The sequence below is a fragment of the Pseudomonas sp. PS01270 genome (genome assembly GCF_029959775.1).
GTDB classification, from domain to species: Bacteria; Pseudomonadota; Gammaproteobacteria; order Pseudomonadales; family Pseudomonadaceae; genus Aquipseudomonas; species Aquipseudomonas atacamensis.
The window spans coordinates 1-22,637 of the sequence record NZ_JASCPT010000065.1 but is presented as its reverse complement, the minus strand read 5'-3'; the positions used below and the strand labels follow the sequence as shown (position 1 = coordinate 22,637).

The 22,637-nt window shown below is 55.4% G+C and carries 21 protein-coding genes; 15 read left to right on the top strand and 6 right to left on the bottom strand.

Annotation, left to right across the window (positions count from 1 at the left end):
- Positions 1–269: 269 nt before the first annotated feature.
- Positions 270–1,478 carry a hypothetical protein gene (locus QMX86_RS17770; RefSeq protein ID WP_282383536.1) on the bottom strand — a complete coding sequence of 403 codons (1,209 nt, stop codon included), beginning with the start codon at positions 1,476–1,478 and terminating at the stop codon, positions 270–272.
- Between the two features lie 289 nt (positions 1,479–1,767).
- Between QMX86_RS17770 and QMX86_RS17765 the strand changes: the two genes are divergently transcribed.
- From QMX86_RS17765 to QMX86_RS17715, 11 genes are all read left to right on the top strand, one after another.
- Positions 1,768–2,067: a hypothetical protein gene (locus QMX86_RS17765; RefSeq protein ID WP_282383533.1), complete on the top strand. Its 300-nt coding sequence runs from the start codon at positions 1,768–1,770 to the stop codon at positions 2,065–2,067.
- A 260-nt stretch (positions 2,068–2,327) separates the two neighbouring features.
- Positions 2,328–3,632 carry an SIR2 family protein gene (locus QMX86_RS17760; protein WP_167337369.1) on the top strand — a complete coding sequence of 435 codons (1,305 nt, stop codon included), beginning with the start codon at positions 2,328–2,330 and terminating at the stop codon, positions 3,630–3,632.
- Entirely contained in the window at positions 3,629–5,350 is a 1,722-nt protein-coding gene (locus tag QMX86_RS17755) for an ATP-binding protein (protein ID WP_282383529.1), read from the top strand. The genes QMX86_RS17760 and QMX86_RS17755 overlap by 4 nt, the downstream gene beginning before the upstream one ends.
- Before the next feature lie 227 nt (positions 5,351–5,577).
- The gene (locus QMX86_RS17750; protein WP_282383526.1) at positions 5,578–6,714 is read left to right on the top strand and encodes a radical SAM protein; all 1,137 of its coding nucleotides are present in this window, start codon (positions 5,578–5,580) and stop codon (positions 6,712–6,714) included.
- Positions 6,714–7,328: a 3'-5' exonuclease gene (locus QMX86_RS17745; RefSeq protein WP_044287130.1), complete on the top strand. Its 615-nt coding sequence runs from the start codon at positions 6,714–6,716 to the stop codon at positions 7,326–7,328. The genes QMX86_RS17750 and QMX86_RS17745 overlap by 1 nt, the downstream gene beginning before the upstream one ends.
- The gene (locus QMX86_RS17740; RefSeq protein ID WP_282383515.1) at positions 7,325–7,906 is read left to right on the top strand and encodes an AAA family ATPase; all 582 of its coding nucleotides are present in this window, start codon (positions 7,325–7,327) and stop codon (positions 7,904–7,906) included. The genes QMX86_RS17745 and QMX86_RS17740 overlap by 4 nt, the downstream gene beginning before the upstream one ends.
- Complete coding sequence (locus QMX86_RS17735) at positions 7,903–8,685, top strand: aldo/keto reductase (RefSeq protein ID WP_282383512.1); 783 nt, start codon at positions 7,903–7,905, stop codon at positions 8,683–8,685. The genes QMX86_RS17740 and QMX86_RS17735 overlap by 4 nt, the downstream gene beginning before the upstream one ends.
- Positions 8,686–8,748: 63 nt before the next feature.
- Positions 8,749–10,524 carry an SIR2 family protein gene (locus QMX86_RS17730; RefSeq protein WP_282383509.1) on the top strand — a complete coding sequence of 592 codons (1,776 nt, stop codon included), beginning with the start codon at positions 8,749–8,751 and terminating at the stop codon, positions 10,522–10,524.
- A 630-nt stretch (positions 10,525–11,154) separates the two neighbouring features.
- Positions 11,155–11,754, top strand: coding sequence for a hypothetical protein (locus QMX86_RS17725; protein WP_282383506.1), 600 nt, complete (start codon positions 11,155–11,157; stop codon positions 11,752–11,754).
- A gap of 98 nt (positions 11,755–11,852) precedes the next feature.
- On the top strand, positions 11,853–12,836 hold the full coding sequence (locus QMX86_RS17720) for a toll/interleukin-1 receptor domain-containing protein (RefSeq protein ID WP_282383503.1): 984 nt from the start codon (positions 11,853–11,855) through the stop codon (positions 12,834–12,836).
- 103 nt (positions 12,837–12,939) lie between these two features.
- Positions 12,940–13,317 (top strand): hypothetical protein, encoded by a 378-nt coding sequence (locus QMX86_RS17715; protein ID WP_282383500.1) that lies wholly within the window; start codon positions 12,940–12,942, stop codon positions 13,315–13,317.
- Between the two features lie 348 nt (positions 13,318–13,665).
- Here the strand turns inward: QMX86_RS17715 and QMX86_RS17710 are convergent, their stop codons facing one another.
- On the bottom strand, positions 13,666–13,854 hold the full coding sequence (locus QMX86_RS17710) for an MbcA/ParS/Xre antitoxin family protein (protein WP_282383497.1): 189 nt from the start codon (positions 13,852–13,854) through the stop codon (positions 13,666–13,668).
- A gap of 374 nt (positions 13,855–14,228) precedes the next feature.
- On the opposite strand from QMX86_RS17710, the gene QMX86_RS17705 reads away from it, so the two are divergent.
- Positions 14,229–14,777 (top strand): hypothetical protein, encoded by a 549-nt coding sequence (locus QMX86_RS17705; protein WP_282383494.1) that lies wholly within the window; start codon positions 14,229–14,231, stop codon positions 14,775–14,777.
- A gap of 186 nt (positions 14,778–14,963) precedes the next feature.
- Here the strand turns inward: QMX86_RS17705 and QMX86_RS17700 are convergent, their stop codons facing one another.
- The 3 genes from QMX86_RS17700 to QMX86_RS17690 all read right to left on the bottom strand — a co-directional run bounded on the left by QMX86_RS17700 (position 14,964) and on the right by QMX86_RS17690 (position 18,707).
- A complete protein-coding gene (locus tag QMX86_RS17700) occupies positions 14,964–16,274 on the bottom strand; it encodes a hypothetical protein (protein ID WP_282383491.1) in 1,311 nt (436 codons plus the stop codon).
- Positions 16,275–16,380: 106 nt separating this feature from the next.
- Positions 16,381–16,728: a hypothetical protein gene (locus QMX86_RS17695; protein ID WP_282383489.1), complete on the bottom strand. Its 348-nt coding sequence runs from the start codon at positions 16,726–16,728 to the stop codon at positions 16,381–16,383.
- Positions 16,729–17,966: 1,238 nt separating this feature from the next.
- Complete coding sequence (locus tag QMX86_RS17690) at positions 17,967–18,707, bottom strand: hypothetical protein (RefSeq protein ID WP_282383486.1); 741 nt, start codon at positions 18,705–18,707, stop codon at positions 17,967–17,969.
- Positions 18,708–19,170: 463 nt separating this feature from the next.
- On the opposite strand from QMX86_RS17690, the gene QMX86_RS17685 reads away from it, so the two are divergent.
- From QMX86_RS17685 to QMX86_RS17675, 3 genes are all read left to right on the top strand, one after another.
- Complete coding sequence (locus QMX86_RS17685) at positions 19,171–19,725, top strand: SLATT domain-containing protein (protein ID WP_282383482.1); 555 nt, start codon at positions 19,171–19,173, stop codon at positions 19,723–19,725.
- Complete coding sequence (locus tag QMX86_RS17680; RefSeq protein ID WP_282383480.1) at positions 19,722–21,086, top strand: reverse transcriptase domain-containing protein; 1,365 nt, start codon at positions 19,722–19,724, stop codon at positions 21,084–21,086. Before QMX86_RS17685 ends, QMX86_RS17680 begins: the two co-directional genes overlap by 4 nt.
- A gap of 104 nt (positions 21,087–21,190) precedes the next feature.
- On the top strand, positions 21,191–21,997 hold the full coding sequence (locus tag QMX86_RS17675; RefSeq protein WP_282383478.1) for a hypothetical protein: 807 nt from the start codon (positions 21,191–21,193) through the stop codon (positions 21,995–21,997).
- 121 nt (positions 21,998–22,118) lie between these two features.
- Here the strand turns inward: QMX86_RS17675 and QMX86_RS17670 are convergent, their stop codons facing one another.
- On the bottom strand, positions 22,119–22,481 hold the full coding sequence (locus QMX86_RS17670) for a histone-like nucleoid-structuring protein, MvaT/MvaU family (protein ID WP_282383476.1): 363 nt from the start codon (positions 22,479–22,481) through the stop codon (positions 22,119–22,121).
- Positions 22,482–22,637 lie beyond the last annotated feature (156 nt).

Below are 22,637 nucleotides of genomic sequence, written 5' to 3'. Positions count from 1 at the left end.
AGTCCCCGGAGGCAAGGCTGTCTTAGCCTGGGGTATTGGATCGAGTCCCAAGTGGTCGCCGGCCCCCAGCGCAAAGGCCACACAAACTTACGCCGTCGAATACAGCGAAGCTCCGATTGAGTGGCAGCCAGACACTTATATTCTCGTGAGTGGCAAGAAACAGGTTATGCCTAACGGAGCCCCTGAACCCGCCCCTCGCCTACTCAGGTAAATCAGAGCCAGCAGGGCGATTAAGAGGATCATATCGCCCTACATCCCTGACACTCGTCTTAATTCCCTACGGAGTCCGATCCATTACAATTGTGCAACCGCCAGCTCCTGAGATTCTCTCCCTTTTCTTCACAAATTTGGCGCAGCTCAGCAGCTTCAAGGTGAGTGTCCGAAGCGAAGGCAAAATGATGTGCCGCTCGGTCATATTGTTGCATGGCCATGAGCAGGTGGCCGAGCTTCATGTGCGCCAGAACTACTTGGTCGGGCGAAGCATTTTCAGAACTGTACACCCGCTCGTACCAACATAACGCCTCTTCAGGATCTGGCATGATTTCCATCTCCCAAGCCCCCTCACCCGCCAGCAAGCTCGCGAGCTTGAGCTGCGCTTCGATATCGCCTCCGACCGCTGCACACCGGTAGAGCGACATCATCACAAACTTCGTGTCGGAGGATGGGCCAAGAGCCAAATAATACTCAGCCAAGGCCGTTGCAGCCCCCTCGCACCTCATTTCGATGCAATCCTTCAACATCTCAACAAGATGCTCAGGTCTCGGCAGCTCCCTTGGATTACGCAACCAAAGCCGAGCAAGCGCTACCCATGCAGGTGGGTAATTTCCCATTGTGGCTTCTGCATAAAAATCGAATGCGGCTCGAACGGTTTTCAACTGCCCCCCAACACCACGCTCCGCGAACTGACCCAACTGGTACTTACAGGCACTACATCCTTTGTACGCACCTGATTCATAGGCATCGGCAGCTTCATAAACACGGCCCTCCGCCAGGTGGAAATCCCCCAAAAAGCTGTACGCTGAGACATAGCCGAACTCTACAGCCATCACCGCAGCTTTGAGGCCTCCGCCAGGCGTAGCCAGCGGAGGGAACTGGGCCCCCACAAGATAGAGCTTTGAGATCATTACCAACGCTCCCAACGAGCCATCCGCGTATACCATCTCAAGTTGTTCATAGATGTCGTCATACGCTGTGAGAAGGCTTTCGGGGGGCTGCCCTTGCTTTAACAAGGTTTCTAGCGTCTTGATCCGTACGCTGATCGCGCCGAGGCGAGCTTCAAGGTGTTCAATACACTCGGCCCTTATGGATGACCAGCTCCTTCCAAATCTGCTCTGGCAATGTATGTCAAAACAGTCGGGATCTCGGTAACCCTCTTTCACCATGCTCCCATCCGGTAGCTTGAGACGGCTTTCAAGGGGCTGATCAAGGTTCAGGGGAGGGAATTTAAGGGGAGAAACGGGTGGTAGGTCTGGCTTCATCGCGATCTCCAGACAATAGAAAACGATCTCCCCGCCGAACGGGGCAGTAGTTTGTCATATGGTCTGGCCGCTTCCAGCTCACGGCGGAACGCTTGCAGCAGGCGTCTGGTATCAGATTAGAAGACACGCGAGACGTGTCAAGACGCTCGGATTTTACTGGGTAACCAATTCATTTCGCCGAGGCAAAGCTCTCATTTCTTCGCACGCCACCTTGGGAAACCTCTGACCCTCAACACCACGCCACCCCGGTGACCTAAGGAGAACGAAAAACAACGCCGGCGGCTCAAAAATGGCTCGTTTGAAGGCAAAGATGAGCGCGCGCCTGGCCGTCAGAATGACCTTGGTCAAGCCACGCACCTGGCGGCAGTGGGAGACTGATGAAGGCAGCAAGAATGCCAGATCTCCATCGCCTGCAGCATTGCGGAGCTTCATTGAGCGGTCGGGTATCTCAATTCCAGGCCTAGATCCTAGAGAAAGAACATCGCCGCGCGGCATTTCCTTCACCATTGCCAGCCCCAAAGGCGAGGTCGGTAAGACCCCCATCACGCTCAACGTGGCAGCTTGCCTGGGGGAGCCGGAAGCGGGATGAGCATTTTGGCCGGTTGGCCGCGAAGCCGGGAGACGATATGAGCGATCACCACGACGTATTGGTTGTAGCAGCTCTCTTCCCCTCGCCGGCTAGCCGATGAGCCTTGTAACTAATTTCACTAGATTCACCCTCCTACCCCACTTCCGGCGTCATAGCACCGATGTCATTATGCCAATACTGCGTTGCCCATAGGTTTCATCACGCGCACTCGATTGGCCCATAGCACGCCATCGGGATACGCCCACTCAAGGATCGTGTTGATGTCCAACGAAAACGCCCCGCCAGCCCCAGCCCTTTCTGTAGAAGCCGTAGCCCCCCCGCCCCCTGCTGACAAACCTGTGGAGCTAGATGCCAACCGTAAGGGCCTTCAAGCCTACCTAGCACCAGGGGCTTCTGATTGGGCGCCTTTGAATGAAGAAGCCTACATCGTCCTCAATGGCGTACCACCACCTGATCCAGCAAGGATCGTTTCCAACCGCACAGCACTGTCGGACATGCTCGCTGCGGCACTGCAAGTTCCCAATCTTGGCTTTTTGGCTGGAAGTGGGACTTCGCTTGGTGCACCAGGTGGGCCAAGCATGTGGGATCTGTGGAAGCGCTCCATGTGCACACCCGGCTCAGGGGATCCCACTGAAGCGGCAGGGCGCGTGATGGATGTGGTGCGCTACAAAGAAACCATAAATCCAAATATCGAGCATTTCCTTTCTCAATGCGACGCCTATCTCGCCTTCAACAAAGACGCCACCGTCGAAGGGTTTGTCAGCGAGGTCAAAGCAGTCATCCTGGATGCATGCTCAGCATTCCTGCGAGCCCCGAGCGCCGATATCTCTGCATACAGGCAGTTGCTGCAGAAGCTGGCGAGGCGACGAGTCCGAGACCCTCGCCTGAAGGTCTTCACCACAAACTATGACATGTGCTTCGAGACAGCAGCCTCTGACCTCGGGATGATGGCCATTGATGGATTCTCCTACACCCGCAGGCGGCGTTTCGATGGGAAACATTTCAGCTACGACATCGTCAGGCGAGAGGTGGAAGGTCATGAGTTCGCCGAAGGTGTGTTCCAGCTACTGAAGTTGCATGGATCGGTGAGCTGGAGCAGAGAGGGAAAGGACATCTACGAGGACACAGCGCCTACACCTGCGAACGCGTGCCTCATCTACCCAGCCAAAGGCAAATACCAGCAGGCATTCCTGCAGCCTCACCTAGAGCTTCTGTCGCGCTACCTGGAGTTTCTGCGTCAGCCCAACAGTTGCCTCATCGTGGGGGGCTTCGGCTTCAACGATGATCACCTCTCTGAGCCAATCTTCTCAGCGATCCAATCCAACCCGAGCCTGAAACTAATACTCTGCGATTTCCAGTGCATCACGCACCTGCATAACCGGGGACACCATGGCTCAAGCGACTATTGGGGCAGATTCCATGACCTCGCCAAGCGTGGCCTGGACATCCACTTCGTCAGTGGCTCGTTCAGCGATCTGGTCAGCCACATTCCGCACCTGAGAACAGCTTCTCCAGCTGAGCAGTTGGCGAATGCCGTCAGACGCCTGGGGAGCCAAAACGCATGAGTGCTCTCGACGGGATTCTGGTCAGCAATCTCAAAATTGGTGTGGTTTCGAGTGTGAGTGCCCAGCTGGTAAAGACGAACCTGGCGCATGCCGGCAATGTAAGCGGCCAGTACTTGGGCCACAACCGTTACGGCAAAGGTGAGGTCGGCGAGCTTGTGCTCATTGAAGGCCAGCAAGCAGTGCTGCTCGGGCGCATAATCGAGGTGACGCTGCCTGACAGGGATCGCTCGGAGATTTCACAGGATTTTGCAGGTAGCCGCCAAATCGACGCAATCGGCTTCATACGCCTTCTGGGCTCCGTAAACCCGCAATCACTGCGAGTCACAGCAGGAGTTAGCTCATACCCACGGCTTGGCGATCGGGTCTATTCTGCCCCTGGAGAATTTATTTCCCAGATCCCTTTGTTGACCTCAACGGGGGTGAACGGTGCACCACCTGAGATAGCGTTGAATCTTGGTCACGTAGCCGGGGATGGCGGATTTCCTATTGCTGTCACTCCCGAGAAAATTTTCGGACGGCACTGCGCAATCCTGGGTTCCACAGGCGGAGGCAAGAGCTGGACGACATCCAAACTGATCGAAGAGTGTCGACGCTTCTCAGCCAAAGTAGTGCTGATCGATGCCACGGGAGAGTACCGCTCACTTGTTGGGGATGACACGGTTCATTGCCACCTTGGCAGCCCTCTACACCTGGCTGGAGGTTCTATAGAAGTCGCAATTCCACCGACGAGTTTCACTGAGTCCGACTTCATAGCCCTCTTCCAGCCATCAGGCAAAACCCAAGGCCCTAAGCTGAGGGAAGCGATCAAAAGCCTACGACTCGTACATCTCGCACCTGACCTCTTCCCGAGGCACATCGTCTTTAAGGTAGACCAATCAAAAGAGGTCTATCGCGAGGCCATGAACAGAGACAACAACGCAAGCCTAGTAGGAAATCCAACAACGCCATTTAACCCTCGCAAGCTGGTATCTCAGCTGGTGCAGGAGTGTTGTTACCCGACCTCTTTCAACGATTCAGAGCGTTTTGGAGGTGCCAGTAACGAGATCTCACACTGCTCATCCCTGATGACCCGCATCCTCGGCGTGATGGAGTCGCCGTCGCTCGGCTGCGTCTTCAATCCCGCTGCCGGCCTTTCCAGTTTCGTAGATCAACTGGACAGTTTCATTCGTGGCGACAAGAAGCTGTTTAGGGTCTGCTTGAGCTCAATTGGATACGAGTTCAACGCCCGTGAGGTAGTGGCCAACGTTATCGGCAGACTTCTACTGCAGCGAGCCCGGGCTGAGGTTTTCAGGACGAGGCCGCTAATCACCATCCTAGACGAGGCCCATAATTTCCTAGGCAAAACCGTCGGCAACGAGGATGACCTACAGAATCTGGATGCCTTCGAACTGATCGCTAAGGAGGGTCGAAAATACGGGCTGAACATCTGCCTGGCGACCCAGCGACCACGCGATATAACCGAAGGCGTGCTCAGTCAGATGGGTACCCTGCTCGTCCACCGGCTTACGAACGACCGTGACCGCGAAGTCGTTGAGCGAGCCTGCGGTGAGATCGATCGCTCCGCTGCAGCATTCCTGCCGAACCTAAAGCAGGGTGAGGTAGCGATGGTGGGTGTGGATTTCCCGATCCCGGTTACGATTCAAATCAGTCGACCAACTCAACCTCCCATATCGGATGGGCCGAGCTTCCAGAGCAGTTGGGGATCAACGGGGCATTGATCTGACGCATGGGCATGCATGGCAATGACGATTTCCTCGCCAAGAGAAGGAGTGTAAATCCGCATGGAAATCGTCTGAACCATCATTGCTCACTTGATGGCTAATTGATAGCCTACCAGCTCGCCTGCCTGGTAGTGCTTCACCCCCCGTTCCGAGCACGCTCCAGGATGGATAGGCACACCTCGAAGGAACATTTGCAACTCAGTCCGGTTGCAAGGAGCGCGTCCATGGATAGAAACGTCGCTGTCATCAACGCCACGCAGCTGGCACTGGTCAACCCGAGCCTCCGGGATCCTGTCGAGTACCGTAAAAGTGGCCTAAGCCTGAACCATATCGTCGGCTGCCCCCTGGACTGCAGCTACTGCGTGAGGCACCTTTTCGGTAACTTCGAGCAGCGCACGCCCCAGGCCTTGATGACCGACGAAGAAGCCTTCAGGCAGTTTGTTTCGCATCGCTTCTTCCAGCCTCATATCACGCCGATTCAGCTCTTCAACCGAGCAACCGATCCGATGCTTCCGGACGTGAAAGGCCATACCCATAACCTGCTGCGACTGCTCGATGAGGCAGGGCTGACCAATAACGTGCTTGTGATCACTCGCTGGCGGGTGACGCCCGAGGACTGCGAGCGCTTCAATTCCCTGACGAACATCAAGCTGACGGTGCTGGTGACTTACTCAGGCATCGAAGACCCGAAGATCGAGCCCATCAAATCTTCGATCGCAGCCAATAGCCTGCGAACCCTGTTCAAGCATGCACAGCGTTACCGGACGTTGCTCTACTGGCGCCCGATTGTCCCTGGGCTCAACGATTCCGAAGAACACATCGCTCGCGCTGCGCAGCTCGCAAAACACGCCCACGCAACGGTGTTCAGCGGGCTGTTTTATCGACAAGAGATTGCCCAGTACTACCAAAGCCAGGGTATTCCCGAGCCTTACACCTCAACCGCCAGACGCAAGCTGCTGCCGCTGGACGAGGAGCAACGGTTGCTGAGCATGTATCAAGCGCACGCTCCAAGCACTCCGATCTTCCGCAAGACCTCATGTGGGGTGGCCTATGCTCACCAGCAGCCCGACTACAACGGCCATTTCGGCATCACCGAGTTATGTGATACCTGCCCTTCCGCTCAATACGCCACATGCCAGGCCGCTTGGAAGAAGCCCGATGAGGCGCTTCTCAGCAGCCTATGCCAGCGGCTGGGCGCTGAGGGTGAACCGGTGGTAACAGAACGCTCCATCATTGTTCGCGGCCTCGATGAACAGCGCCGGTACTTCATGCAGCACACGCTTGGGTACCAGGTGCACGATGCCGACAAGCCACATCACTATGATCGCCATGGACGCGCGGAAGCGCAGAGGAATATCTGATGACTGATACGGAGTTTCAGTGGCCCTCCGAGCCCATCGTAGTCGTCGACGTTGAGGGTAATGGCCACACACCGCCTGACCTCGTGGAGCTGGCTATCGCCTCGTTTCCTGTCGTCGATGGTGATGAGCCTTCAAGCTGGCTCATCAAGCCGCCAAACCCCATCACCTGGCAAGCCAAGCGTGTGCACGGCATCGGCAACACAAAAGTGAAGAGCTCACCTGTTTGGGAAGAGCTGCGGGACAATGTCGAACAACAACTTCAGGGCAAATGGTTCGTCGCGCACAACGCGTCAGTCGACTACGGAGTGATGAAGCGCCATCTTCCCGACTGGGCACCGATTGGAGTGATAGACACCCTGAAGCTATCACGTCATGTGTACCCAGATGCTCAAAGCCACAGCCTCTCCGCGCTGCTGGCTCTGACTGGCCTGGACGCTGAAGTTTCGGGCGAGTTGCATCGCGCCGGGGAGGACGCCCGAGTAACCGCCCTCCTTCTGGGCCGATTGATTCAGGACTCCCTCCTCACTAGCTGGCCAGAAGTCTGCAAGATCGCTCAGCTCAAGATTCAGACCGTGGACGAAACACCCGCACCTGAACAGGGAAGCTTGTGGTGAGTTCGATCGTAATCGGGGTTGCCGGCACGCACTCAACCGGCAAATCCACATTCTGTGCCGACTTGAGGAAGGTACTAGAGGTGAAGGGGATCCGCGTCCAAGCCATCCCCTCCTTCGGGGCACTTGCCGTTGAGCAAGGCATTCCTCTGCTCACCCAGCACACATACGACTCAACGATGTGGTTCATCGACCGGACGCTTGAGGCGGAGCACGCTGCCTGCGTCAACGCTGATGTTGTGCTGGTTGATCGCCCTGTCATGGATGCAGTGGCGTACTGGAACGCTGCCGTTGAGTACCGAGGCTGCGATTTGGCTGCGCATGAAGTCGAGGCCATTGGGGCCGTAATGATGAATTACAGCCGCAACTACACGACCGTTCTTGCCACGAAGCTGGATCCCTCCATCGCTCTCGGCCCGGGGCGAGACACGGACAGTCGCTACAGAGCATCAGTGGACACCCACCTGCATGCGCTACTTGAGCGGCACTCAATCCATCATCAGGTGCTTACTCCTGCGGCGCGCGAGGCGCTTCTGGCTCAAATCACCGCCGACGTATTCCTGCGCATGGGGTTGGCATGACGTTCACGACACACGGGATGCTGGCCGGAAAGAAGATACGTCGCCTAGGTTTTGGCACCATGCGACTGACAGGGCCAGGCATCTGGGGGCCGCCTGCTGACGAGCAAAACGCGATCGAGGTCTTGCGCTCGGCGGTGGCATTGGGTGTCCAACACATCGACACCGCCGACGCTTACGGCCCGCACGACGCCGAAAGGTTGATCCGCAAAGCTCTATTTCCCTACGCAGAGGATTTGATCATTGCCACGAAAGGCGGGTTTACCCGCCAGGGCCCGGGGCAATGGACACCGTGCGGTGTGCCGGCCTATCTGCGCCAGTGTGTCGAGATGAGCTTGCGAAGGCTCGGAGTCGAAGCAATTGATCTTTACTACCTGCACAGAGTTGATCCCAACGTACCGATCGCAGATCAGGTCGGGGAGCTGGAGCAGTTGCGCGCAGAGGGCAAGATCAAGGCACTGGGATTGTCCAAAGTGACCGTTGCTCAAATCATCGAGGCAGCAGCGATCGCTTCGATTGCGGCAGTTCAGAATGCCTTTAGCCTTCTGAACACGGAGTCCAAAGACGTGGTGCAGTGGTGTGAGGAAAACAGCATCGCTTTCGTCCCGTATGCCCCGTTGGGGGCCGGAAAATACCTTGAGTCCGAAGATGCGTCGGCGATGTCACGCAGTGCTCTGCGCTGGCTGCTTGAATACTCTCCTTCCATGTTCCCCATCCCAGGCACCTCTAGGATCGAGCACCTGGCAGAAAACATGGGTGCCGACGTTGAGCCGACGAGTTAGTGGTTAATCGGATGCAACTCCCCCACACGAACAGTTCGCCTCTCCAACTCACGAGGATTTTGCATGACCGTTGCTACTCCTGATCCAACAGCTCAAATTGCCTTCTCCATATTTGAGAACAAAGGCGTCTATGCCGTGCTTCTTGGCTCAGGGGTGTCCCGCTCGGCAGGCATACCGACCGGGTGGGAAATCACCCTGGAGTTGGTGAAGCGTTGGGGCATCGCGATGGGTGCGGGAGAGCAGGATGATTGGGTGGCATGGTACGTAGGTCAGACAGGAGAGGAGCCCAATTACTCAACCCTACTCGAACGCCTGGCGACCACCCAGACCGAGCGACGAGCCATCATCCAGGGTTTTCTGGAGCCTAGCGATGAGGAATTGGAAGACGGCTTGAAGTTGCCTACACGTGCCCATCGGGCGATCGCAGCCATGGTCAAAGCGGGACATGTGCGCGTGATCGTTACGACGAACTTCGACCGACTCATGGAGAATGCGCTGCGCGATGTTGGCGTTGAGCCAACAGTGGTCAGCTCTGAAGATACTCTTGCAGGTGCTGAGCCGCTCACCCATGCTTCCTGCTACATCCTGAAGATCCACGGTGATTACAAGGACGCCAGGATCCTCAATACCGATGTAGAACTGGGCGAGTACCCGGCGGCGTTCAATACGCTGCTTGATCGCATCATCGATGAGTTCGGGCTCATCGTCGCAGGATGGTCAGGTGAGTGGGATCATGCGCTGAGGGCGGCGTTTTTGAGAGCGCCGTCACGTCGCTACCCGACCTACTGGCTATCCCGGGGTCGATTGAGCGAGCGTGGTCAGGAGCTCATCACTCAGCGTCGTGCCACAACCGTAACCGGGATGGATGCCGACACCTTCTTCGATGGGCTAAACCTCAAGCTTGAGATTATCCAGCAGTCCCGTCTGCCGAATCCATCTGGCATCGAGCTCACTCTCGCTATGGCCAAACGCTTTATGGCCAGACCCGAGCACCGGATTCAGCTCGATGACCTAGTAACCAGCCAGGCTCATCAAGCGATCAGTCATCTTGCTCCTCTCTTCTCTGCACGACCTCAGGGTAGTACGGCTAAGGATTTTACCGATCTGGTTGAGATCTACGAAGCTGCTATCGAGCCCCTAGCACGTCTTTGTGCAGTGCTAGGGCGATGGGGTGCAGCTGCAGAGCATACGATCGTTCTGGATGCCATCAAGGGCCTACACGCTGCGTCTCAGGTCGAGCAGTCTGGATGGGTAGCTGGACTTGCATTGAAGAGTTACCCGGTAGCGCTTGTTAGCTATGCGTACGGCATGGGACTTGTCCGGGCTAATCGCCTGGGAGAGCTAAACGAACTGTTTAACACGACGCTTATCAACCGGCGCGAAATGCCTTTCCCTCTGGGAGTTGATCTATCACCGTTCTACGTTGAAGGAGCTAATGGCCTGTTCGAGTTATGGAAGAGCTTTGAAGATCAAAGTAGAGCTCTCACCCCCTTGTGCAACCGACTGCATGACCTTCTTACGCCTAAATGGGCGCCTGACTTTGCAGGTCTGCACGATCACGGGCTGCTTTACGAACGGTTTGAGTTTTTGAGTTTCCTGTTCTTCTGCGAGCAACGCGGAATCAGTGAAGAATCGCTCGCGGATGCGGTGAAAAACCACGGTTTCAGGAAAATCGCATTGGGTCGGATTTCTTGGCACTCAGAAACGATCCACCGCTTTGCTCACGAGTACGCGACCGAGGAGTACAAGACGCCGGTGATTGCCGCAGGGTTTGCACTCGGATCTGAAAGCTACTTGGAGCTCATGCTCGATGGCCTAAAGCGGCTGTCCAGGTACTAAGCCAGCGCGCCGCTCGACTCCAAAAAATACCCGAATCATATGGGACATGACGTTTGCTGATGAGAAAACAGGAAAAGTTAGGACTCTGGCGGCGGGCAGCCAGGGAGGTCATCTACGCGCTCTTCATCGGGGCATTGCCACTGCTCATCAGTACCTCATCCGAGGAAGTGAGCACTTTGGTCACTGCGTTACTGGCTGCACCAGAGCTCATGGCGTACTACGTGTACCTGCTCATCGCATTCGCGATCGTCAGTGTCTTCACGCTGAGGGTAACGTTCCGATCGCTTCATCTCATTGGCAAGTCGCGTGAGGTTCATGCGTTTTTTCGTCAACGTAGGCGGTAGCCTGCTGACTGCGTGCAGGGCCGCGCTGGGGGCGATGATTGGTTACCTATGCGTATGGTGCTATCGAGCAGTAGAAGACGTGAGCGCAGGAGGCGTGTATGCAGTGGTCAGCTACGCCTCCTTAACCCTCATGTTCTGTATTGGCCTTGCCTGGACAGATGAAACCCTTAGAGACCCGCATGCCGTGAGCAGTTATCGGTGAGAGTGAAATCACCGTCCCCCTGTCGAGCCAGTCAGCGCAGGCTGGTCGAGCCAAGTCATTTGGCACTCAACTTTTGAGATTTTCATGACCAAGAGCCTCTGTCCCTGCAAGCCTGAGTTTCTATTGAACGGCTGCTGCCTGGCGTGCGACGGCACCAAAATCAAGAATGCCAACAGAGAGAAAACACTGGATAGCAATCTGCGCCGGCGAATTCCTAGCTGGGAGGATTACCTTAGCTTTGATGGCGCACATTGCCGCCAGCTGTGGGCGAAGCTTGATGATCATTGGCAATGCCCATGCTGTGATCGGACGCGATACGAATTGCTGCGCTGGACGATGCTGTTCCCCAAAAGACCGGATAGACGAGAAGGCTGGGCGGTGGGGCTCCATACCCACCATGATCATGGCACCGATCCCTACGCGACCAAACCTCTCCCCGGTCAACCTCGCCGCATCACCTCTTTCGCCCCAGTCATCATCTGCGAACAATGCAACAGTGCTGACGGCACGGCTAAACGACATCTGGGGCTTCCGTCTAGCTTCACCTTCGCGCCTGTGGAGATACGTCAGTTCGTGCGGCCAACGCCACACGGGAAGCACATCATTCGCTACGACTTAGCCCAGATGATCTTCGACCAAGCCACGACGCTTACCCCCTTGCCTGCCCCGTTGTTCTTCAGCTGACGTGTGGGAAGAGGTGCATCGCAGTATGCGTGCGAGCCAAGCCCAGAACTGTACTTCTGTGGTGAGCAAACCATATGATCAGAACAGCACCTACCTGAATGGGAGTAACCATTTTGCCGAACGTGTTCTTCTCGTATTGCCATGCGGACGAAGCGCTGCGCGACCAGCTCGAAAAGCAGCTTTCCATGCTCAAGCGCCAGGGCGTCATTGAGACTTGGCACGACCGCAGAATCTGTGCTGGCCAAGAAATCGATGCAGCGATCGATGATCACATCACCAGCGACGAAATCATCCTGTTGCTGGTGAGCCCCGACTTCATCGCTTCCGACTACTGCTACAACATCGAGATGACTCGTGCGATGGAGCGCCATGGAGCGGGGGAAGCGATCGTCATTCCTGTAATTCTTCGCCCGTGCGATTGGCACCACGCGCCGTTCGGCAAGCTGCTTGGCACGCCCCAAGATGGTAAGCCCGTGACACTTTGGCCGGATCGTGACGAGGCATTCTTGCAAGTTGCGAAGGAGGTTCGGAAGGCCGCTGAGCGATGCAGCCGTGACCGACCGAGTTCTGCTCCAAGGGCCGAGCGCAACGACTTCACTGGCGGTTCAGCGCCCTCCCCTATGGCCCCTGCTGGCCCTAGGTCTAGCAACCTTCGGATGGCCAAGACGTATACCCAGCTGGACAAAGATCGCTTCCTGCTCGACAGCTTCGAGTACATCGCTCGCTATTTCGAGAACTCACTGGTGGAGCTTCAAGCACGCAACCCAGGGTACGAAGGAGGGTTCCGTCGCGTGGATGCAAATCGCTTCTCTGCGAGTATCTATAAGGACGGCCACGACGTTGCGAAGGCGACGGTGTTCACCGGTGGCCAGCTAGGCGCGGGGATCTACTACAGCCATGGCGACTCGTTTGGCGGTGGCTCATACAACGAGGCACTCACCGTAGAGACGGACGACCAATCCATGTACCTGAAGACGTTCGGTATGGCGTTCCACACTCGGCAAGACCAGAAGCTCTCACAAGAAGGCGGCGCCGAAACGTTTTGGAGCCTTCTCATCGCACCACTACAGCGCAATCGTTGAGCACTGCTGGACGCGAATGAGCATGAGCACAGGGGCGGCATGACCGCATTTACGCTGACGCCCCTGCTACCTAGAAGTCAGACTCACATAGAAGGCACACTCCATGGAAGTAGTTCTGCTCGCTCACATCACCTTCAACCGCCTAGGCTCAGCCAGTGGGGGCGGAGGGTTTAGTAGTCAGCGTCAGGTCAGATTTTCAGCTGAGGTTACCAGCACCGATCAAAAGGTTATGCGGGAGTTGGTAATCGAAATCGCCGAGGCAAATGGCGAGGCGATGGGAGCTTTAAAAGGTTTGAGGTACGAGGGAGGCTACGGAGAGGAACTGGTGCTCAACATCCAAGGCCCGAGCACCTCATACAGCACCGCTTATGCCCAATGCCGCATCATCCATGCGTTAAAGACCAACGGGCAATATTTCAGGCTTCAGGTGGTAGACGACAGAGAAGTGAAGCCCTTTGTCTCTTCTCGGCAGGCTACGTAACTCGCATCCAGGGTACAGCCGCGCTGCCGTATTAGGCGATCCGGCAAACTGGGCATGAGATCTTGTAAACCTGTTCTTTGACTTGTAAAGCACTGCAGTTAACAGGTCAACAAAGAGGTTTACGTAGCAATGTTGTCGAGGCATTTCGCTTCGGACACTTAGATTGCAGTCTCGGTAAGGAACGATACGCAGTCACCATCCCTCCGACTCACCTTTCGCAGTCTGGTCGCCCCCTCGCAGGTAGGTACCAGTCATGCACACGAAAACTAAACAATATTTTCGATTTTGCGGATCATGGAGCAGTTGAACCGAGAATCTAAGCCATAGCTTAGTTTTTAGGCAGCACTTTTAAGGATATCCATGCTCGATCTGAACCAGTACCACCATTACCCGCTCCAAGGTTTTATGGTCTTTCACGAAGTCGATTGCTGTCAGCCCCCCAAACATATGCTTGGGTGTCGACAGCCACACCGCCGCTTTGCCTTTGTCACCAAACACCTGCTCGGCCTTCTGCCACACCACGCCTACATCTTGCATTCGCTACCCCGTTCTCGTCATTTCGCCCGGCGTATTGTCCCGACCGGCCCAGCAATCCCGGCAGGCGCGCTAAAAGCGCATCATCAGCACAGCCCCTAGTATAAGTAAACGTTTACCTTCGCGACCTAATCTCAACGTTCGCGAGCCGCGCCCGGATACGAAAATCACGGTGAACGATACTGAAGGGTCTGGGACTACCCAGTGCCTTGACAGCTTCGAGTGAGTTGCCGCACCATTTCGGCCACAGGTACGACTACAGGTGCCTGAGCCGCCCGCTGGCCAAGTGAGAACACTGTAAGCAAAAATCTGACGAGTTCCCAAAAATTTAGGGCCTGAGCGGGCCAGTGCTCCGTATTGGATTTATGGGGATAGTCATGACTAACTCTCTTGTTTTCACACAGTCTCTCACCCCTGAGCTTCTGCAGAAAATCAAACGCGAAGCCAAGGTTCTAAAGCGTCAAAGTCAAAAAACTCTGCGACATAGAGCATGTCTGGCCATCGTCGCACGACGCTATGGTTTCGAGTCATGGGAGACTTGCCTGGAATCATTCCAGCAAGCTTTCAAATCGTGGCGTGACCACGGAAGAGACCTCTGCGCAGCAGCACAGGCTGACGATAGCCGGTCGTACTACTTCGTTCAGATGCACGATTACTTTGAGCGCAGCTGGTTTAGCCACTGGGTGGGATGGTCGGACGATGGGTACGAGCTTCGGGTGCCATCCAAGGTTAAACCCGCTTGGTTTATCCGTGCTTTCAGGGAATCCAGGAAGGAAACCCTTTACGTGATCGAGACAGAGGAAGACTACAACCGCTGGACGCTTTTCTGGCATGGGCCAGCATTGGTTGAGTGCGACCTCATGCTTTCAGAGGTGCCGCACTTCTTGAGTCCTGAGCCATCGTATAACCGCCCCCGTTTGACATAAGTCTCCAGTGATAGAAAGACCTGGACTCTGGATCCGGGTCTTTTTACCTCGCCAGGCTGACCTGAGCAACTGCGCGAGACGACCATTACCAATGGATCGAACTGAAGCAGTCGGGGGCACGGCATAAAATTTCGGCCACGCGCCCTGACCAAAAGGAGACGGCATGCCACTCAGGCTCTAACAGCACTACATATTGCTTTTGACTACCTCATAATCAGCGCTCGATAGGTGTGAGTGTTCGATCATGTGATCAATCATCGTCCTGATGTAGCCATCAAGCTCAGCAAACAATTCTTGGCGCTCACCCCGAGTCTTGACCAATTGCTCAAGCCGCGCTCCCATATGCACGATCCTTGTTCTAAAGCCTATTTCCTCACCGGTCGCCTCATCTTTCTTACCCGTCAGACACTCGAATCTATCCAATATCCGCTTACGCTCTGCAAGGCCCTCAACCATATACCTGGACACCACCGTTTTCACTTTCTTGTATGACTTAAAGTCATCCGGAAAAGCTAAAAACTCTATCAGACTTAACGCTTGAACAAATTTTGAGGTGGCGGACTGGGATTGAAGCATTTGAGAATATAATGACAGCGCATGCATCACAACTTTACCAACCTCGCCATCCTTCGGAAACTGATCCCATTCAGGCTGCCGCAAGTCCAGCCCCAACCCTTTTGTGTTGATTTGACTGAACGCGGCTCCGGCTAATAATACAGAGTCCATCGCGTCAGACTTCACAAGCACTGTCGCAGACATCATCAACCTGGACGCTAACTGCCCTGGCAATGCCGGCTTAGTCTCAGATGCTAGGTGCTCAAGCCTACAACCAAGGTAGTTAATGAAGTCATAACACAAGCTATCAACAATCTCGGACACTTTGACGATCATATCCATGTGAGCACCATGATCGCCCAGCCTGAGCTGCTGCCAAGAGAACTTCAAAGGGATCACAAGAAGGGGGTAGTTATCTAGGTGACCAAGCCGCACACCGGAAGCAGAAATCTGATAGGACGCCACTCTATCCAGCTGCCGCTTTTCAAGTTTGAGGCGTTTCAAATCCAGCCTTCCAACTGGGTATATCATCACCCCACGAGGCAAGAATATTGAACGATCAGCGATCAAACGAGACAGCGGAAGGATTGCCAGGTGGCACCCTTGATGAAAATACTCACTGTAAGCAGCCGACAGGTTGCCCTGATCTATTTCGCTGTAGATCGTGTGATCAAACCAATGGCCATGGCCTTCAGAGATAGAAATCTCTATCTCTGAAGGCCTTTCCTTCTTGTAAACCGACTTCACGTACTCAGAAACGCCCAGCCAGCACTCTAGGCATTTTCGCTCACAACCATTCTTATAGTTTACCGGCCAATAGAAATGGTGCTCACTCTGCTCAAAATAGTAACGTATGCTATATTCACTTTTGCACTCGGAGCAGCTTCTTACAAGCTTTGTGTCATAGGGGCTAAAAGTGAGGCCATCAATGGTTATTCTCAAAACAGAACAATCCTATTCAACGCAGCTACAATGCCGCTTAGTATGATCCATGTTCAACTAGGAGATGCTTGGCAACACTGACACCTTGGCTATCCACCAAATATGCTTACGCGCCCACATCAATCGAAAACAGCGAATCTCTCATCTGTTCACTGGCCAGCTCATCCATCACGAGACGCCGCAACAGGACATGGCGGAGGTACTCGCGCTTGTGGTTTCGTAGCCAGAGAATCTCCGCCGCTGGATCACTGTTACGCCACTCACCTCCGAGACAGGCTCGCAACGCTACAAAAGCCTCACGCCCTACACCGGACATGTGCATCCGGGTCAGGTCATCATGGCCCGGAGGCCGCGCATAGGCAGCAAGCGCTGCCGCGAGAATTTCCACCAATTGCTCACGGTATGATCGGGCGGCTAGTTGCCAGACCTCATTTTCAAGTTCAGCCTTAATCAAAGCACGGCTACCACAGACTCCATTCGAGCCAAATTTTCGGCCAAACCGAATCTCAGCGCCACCCCTGCAATGGGTGGGATGAGCCAGTTGCCCCTGACCGCTCTCATAGGATGCCCACAGAATGCTCGTACAACTTGATCTCAATCACAATGATCGAGACACCCTACTTCGTCACTGCCAGACATTCCGCCCAGACACGGGCGATGCACGAGAGGATGCCCGCTTAGCGGACGCACTCGATGCACTTGAGGAGGCGGGAACTCCCTGTGGTCGCGCAGGGGGAGGTGCGAGGAAAGGCGAAGTGATTGGCCCAGCGGCCACCACGGCTCAGTGTTGTCCGAAACAGGAATGCCCTGGACGGACTACACCGTACTCAAGTAACCGCGTTACCTTGTTTTTTTGATTCCAAAAGGAAAAGCAATTCGGCCTGTCGGCCTCAAGGAGCGACTCCCCATAGCCCCTGCCGGGGCTGATTCCATGTGAGCTTCAGCACCGTGGCAAACGCCAGAATCGAAGCAGCGAAAGCGTTCAAGGCAAGTGGTAACACCTTTCAGAACCAGTGCCCGGCTTCAGTAAAACAGCGTCGGTGGGGTCGCTGCTTTTGCTTTGTTCTCAAATAGAAGAACTCCGTCTCGTTTGAAGTTTTTCAAGAGGGGGGTGGTACTTTTTTTCGGCTATGGCCATATCGTGTGATGCCCATCACAAATTTCTGACAATCCACTCCGGTTTTATCGCTTCAGTCGCTGAGCGAAAGCGCCATTTCTCTCTGCTGAACTGCATCGAAATGCCCTAAGCTTGGCATCCGCCCAATCCCACAGGACATCGCCGATGGTCGTCAAACCCAACCTTGGCCCTCATGCCGGAGCAGCGCAGAACAACCTCTCGTTCACCCGGGCGTTCAACCGGATCATGCTTGCACCTGGGCGCCAGTACATCACCCTCGGAGGCGTCCCCTTCACAGCTAGAGCGCGGCTGACACAGCGTGGCGTCCATGAGGGAGAGCCCGTGATCGTCTTCTACAGTGGTGGCCGTGAGAAAGCGCGCAGCTACGCATGCTGCTGGGGCCTCCAAACCAACTGCAACAGCACCCATATCAACACGTACACAGCGGCACTCTGACACCGCAGTTAGGGAGCAGCCTGCTTTCCCCATCTGATCAACCTCCCACAGGCGCAGGGTGGCACCGACCACGCCAGAGGTTGAAAGGCTTATATCCAGAGCTAGCAGAGCTGCCTGACTCAGTGCTTGGGGGCCGCTGCAGAACGACGGTACTCCTCAGCAATAGCCTCGATACGCTCGGGGCGAATAACGCCATCCCCTTCTCCAGCAGCCACCATGTCGAAGATTGCGTGGATAAGCTCGTCACTGTCTGGGATGTCGATCTCGATGTTTCGGCAGAACAGTGAGCGAATGCGCTGACCTTTAACGATCTGACGCACAAGGATCTCGAAGCGATGCCCTTCAGGCATTTGGAACTGCTTGAGGTTGGGCGGAAGCTGCTCACGCTCCCCAGGATGCATGGGCCGCATACGATGAGTACGATCTTTGTTTCGCTCGAACCAAGCAGCGTCGTCAGATTTCCAGGGGGTGTCAGTGAGTGAAATGGCCGTAGGCTTGGTGGCTACGCCACCTTTGCGCATCACGTCTTTCGTCATGGCATCGATGGCATCAACACCTGAGCGCATGCGATCGACAGCGGCGAAAACATCTGGGGCAGGCATCTGCCCGCCCGGCGCTTGCTCCAGCACGCTCACGATGGCGTCCGTGTTCTGGTTGATATAAACCCCAGACCCCATGACCGTTTCGAGTTTGCGGACACAGCAGTTCGACGTCAGCACAACCTCACCATTAGGCAGTAGGCCGCCGAAGGTCTGAGCGTTGTGGGTCAGCGGTGCGCGACACACGCCACAATTGTCCCCATCCTTGCGCAAGATCTTTGGAAACTCTTTTTCATAGCGACGCCGGGCGGTGCGATTCATATCAGGGTCTCGTGGCCGAAATTGTCGAAAATCCAACTCACTGTAGACCACCTTCATACACCAGCGCAGAACGGTCATTGCTGGCCTGAGACACCCACCACAACTGGAATGCCGGATCGGCTGAAGCGGCAACAAGCCGTCCAGTCCTGCAAGGCAGCTGGGCTCACGCAACGCCAGACAGCAGCCAAATCGACCGTTGCTGATCTCTGGAACGACTAACACTCCACTTGCGCGCGATTGCTGGACATATACCGGCCCCGGAAACGCCCTCCCTTCCAGCGCGAATAATGGCACTGTAGAATCCCCCCCGGAAGAGGCAGGTTCTTCCTCTCGCTCGCGCGAGGGTGGTTCTGATAATGAACGGTTTCGACCGTTGAGCGCACGCTCACTGATCCTCTAGGGGATGTTCAAATGTACTCAAATCCTCCTGCCTTCTTCCCCCTATTGCTGAGGAGAGATGCGGGTGAAGGATAAGGTCTGGTTTACCTACAAGTCGCGCATCCAGGCACATAAACGCCTGGAGTGGTTAGACTTTCATTCTCAGATGCTCCTTGTCTGGTATGCCATCCTCAGTACGATCCTTGGCGTGCTGACCATCCGCTACTCTCACATCATTGGCCCTGACACTGATGTCATGGCTGCCGTGCTTTCTGTTGCATTGCTCGGTGTGTCCCTCGCTGTGACCAACCGCGACTTCCGAGGCCGGGCCATGGCGATGCGCAACAATTACCTGCAGCTGCAGAACCTCTACAACGTATTGGTTGCTGAGGAAGCTGCGACGATCCCACCGACGCCGACCCAGATAAGCAAGTACGGCGACCTTCTCGCCGAATGCGAAAATCACCGTGAGATCGATGACCGTGTCGCTCGGGTGTTCGCCAGCAACCTCAACAGTCGCCTACCAACCAAATATGAAAAAACGTATGCCATCTGCTGGCTCGGTATTCGCCTGATCGTCACCACGGCGCTCTACGCCTTGCCGCTGATCGTGGGCCTGCACGCCTGGGTAAGCAAATGAGCGCTGCTCGTAGTTTCAACAAGCACTTTTCCCGAAAGCCGCTGCTCCGGATCTACACTGACAAGATCAAGATGTCGGGCGCCATAGGGCTTGATCGTACGCGGCCCGCGAAGCTGGACGATAACCTGAGCGAGGAGCTCGACCTCATCATTCAGAAGGCTCATGAGGGCACCTACCGCTTCACCGCGTACAAAGAGAAGTTGATCCTCAAGGGCGCCACTTCCAACCCTCGACAGATCTCGATTCCAACGGCCAGAGACAGGATCGTGTTGCGAGCGTTGTGCGATAGCCTCGCGGAGGTGTTCCCCGCAGCAAAGCTATCGCTGCCTCAGGAGGTCATCGATGACCTGAGGGCCGGGCTGGAGTCGGGCAAATACGCAGAATATGCGAAGATCGATCTGAAGAATTTCTACCCATCGATCCCGCACTCCCTGATCAGGTCGACGATCTGGAAGAAGGTGCGCAAGCCACAATTCAGGCACCTGATCGAATCTGCGATCACCACGCCAACCGTGCCCGAATCCAAGGGCCGAAAGGACACGCCCGACTCAACGCTCGGCGTACCTCAGGGCTTGGCGATATCCAACCTGCTGGCTGAGATCGCGCTGCAGGACATCGATGCAACGTTCAAGGCCCGTCGGAGCATGTGGTACAAGCGCTATGTCGACGACATCCTGATTTTGGCGCCGAAGGGCAAGGCCAAACGCGTGGCCGATGAGCTCATCACGGCCTTGAAAGACCTCGGACTTTCTCCCCATGACTTCGGCCCTGACTCTAAGTCCAAGGTGGCGGATCTCACTGAGCCTTTCAGCTTTCTGGGATACCAGGTCGATGGCGACCAAATCATGATCCGCCGTGAGAGCATCCACCGGTTCGAATCTTCACTCGCGAAGATCTTCACCGCCTACCGGCACAGGGTAACGGGCCAGCAAACTAACAAAGACCGGCAGCGCGCCAGGGCCTACTGTGAATGGAAAGTCAACCTGCGGATCACTGGCTGCTTTTTTGACGGCAAACGACGAGGCTGGGCCTCTTACTTCTCTCAGATCACCTCGACGACACAACTGCGATCTGTCAATCACACCATCCGCAAGCTCACCCAGCGCTTCTCCCTGGAAGGAAAGATCCAAACGAAGTCACTCATCAAGACCTTCTATGAGCTGAAGCGAGGCAAACCCGAGAGTCACTCCTACATCCCAAATCTGGATAATCTCGACCTCGACCAGAAAAGGTCGCTGCTGGCGATTTGGATCGGCAATGAAGCGTGGGAAATGCCTGATGCCCGCGCTGAGCGGCTCTTTGAGATCAAAGTGACCAAGGCTGTTCGGGAGCTTGAAGAGGATATAGCTCAAGCTTCGTGATGCGACATCTGAAGTCATCACCGTGTAATTCCAGGGCATCCTCCCTGGAGTTCCATCAGCCTCCTCCCCTTTCCCCGGTACCTTCGCATTTTCAAGGAAAGCAGATGAAACAACGGACACTCGACTGGCGTAATCGCCGCAGTTGGCTGGGCTCGATACGCTTCTACGCGGGCGATCTGTTGGATCCTGCCATGCGCCGACACCTTGAGCGCAAACGCCCAAAATGCTGGTCAGATGATCTGTCGTGGCTGCCTGACCATGAACAGCTCGTTCCCGCTTTCTGTGACAAGCTGGCGGGCTACTACAGCCATGCGAAAGCGTTCCACGGCTGTCGACCAGAGAACATCCGATCGTATTACGAGCACGGCCTGCAGGGGCATCAGGCCGACCGGATCCAGGCTCGATTTCGAGAGCTGTTCCACGATGTCGCTCCCGACCAACTCCAGAAAGCTATTGATGAGCTGGGCAACCGGAGCACCAGTGAGAAAGGGAAGATCTGGTTGACCGGGGACGATCGCAAAATGCTGGATGACTTCGGCCACTACTCCATCAACGGCAGCGAATACCTGTTGTCGCTCGCTGCCAGGCTGACCCGTTTTGACCGGTATGGCGAGGACTATCGCTGGAGGCTTCGCGAGATTGGTGTGCCCACCGTCCTTGAAGTGGACATCCCCTTTGCCCTTATCCGCCCCGGGCAGCGAGCGGAAGTGGCGAACATGATTCTGTCTGTGTGGGGCCAGAACGTGACAGGCAAGCACCTCGGCATGGACTTGTCCCCGTGCTACGTCATCCATGGGGATATTCCGGCTGACTGCATCAAGGATCACTACCACCCTGAGCGCATCAGGGACGTCCACCGCGAACCGGGCATGTACGTGAGCAATCTAACCCGGTGTGAGATGTGTACGTAGCATCGAGACGCAGTGTGCAGGTGCAGAGGGCGAGCCCTCCGACATTGGCTGATAGGGCGAGAAGAGCGGGTACAAAAAAACGGCCAAGAGAGCCGTTTTTTGAGCATGCTAAGGTCAATGGTCAGGAAACCCAAGACTCGACCTCATCACCACCGTACTCGGCCTTCCACTGCTTCAGCAGCTTGTGGTTGCCGCCTTTGGTTTCGATAATTTCGCCATTATGCGGATTTTTGTACTGCTTCACCTGGCGCGCACGGCGAGCTGGCTTTTCAGCGACAGGCGCTACCGAACGGCGCCCAGACTGAGGATCCAGCAGATTGATAACGTCGCGCAGGCTGAAGCCATACTCGGCCAAGAGAGAGCGCAATTTGGTCTCAAACTCGATTTCTTTCTGCAGCTCGCTAGAACCCTTCAGGGCTTCCAATTCAGCGAGTTGGGCAGCCAATTTTTGCTCAAGTTGACGAAACTCTGCTAACCGGGACATTCAAAATTCTCCAACAGATTCAAGAATCAAAATATTGTCTACCATACCCAAACGCAAATGCGTTTTGATTTCAACGCCCTCACTTAGATATAAAACACTTCATCGTTGGTCATACGGGACATGGTTCACCACCCAGCTAAGAGCGCAGAGTTAGCT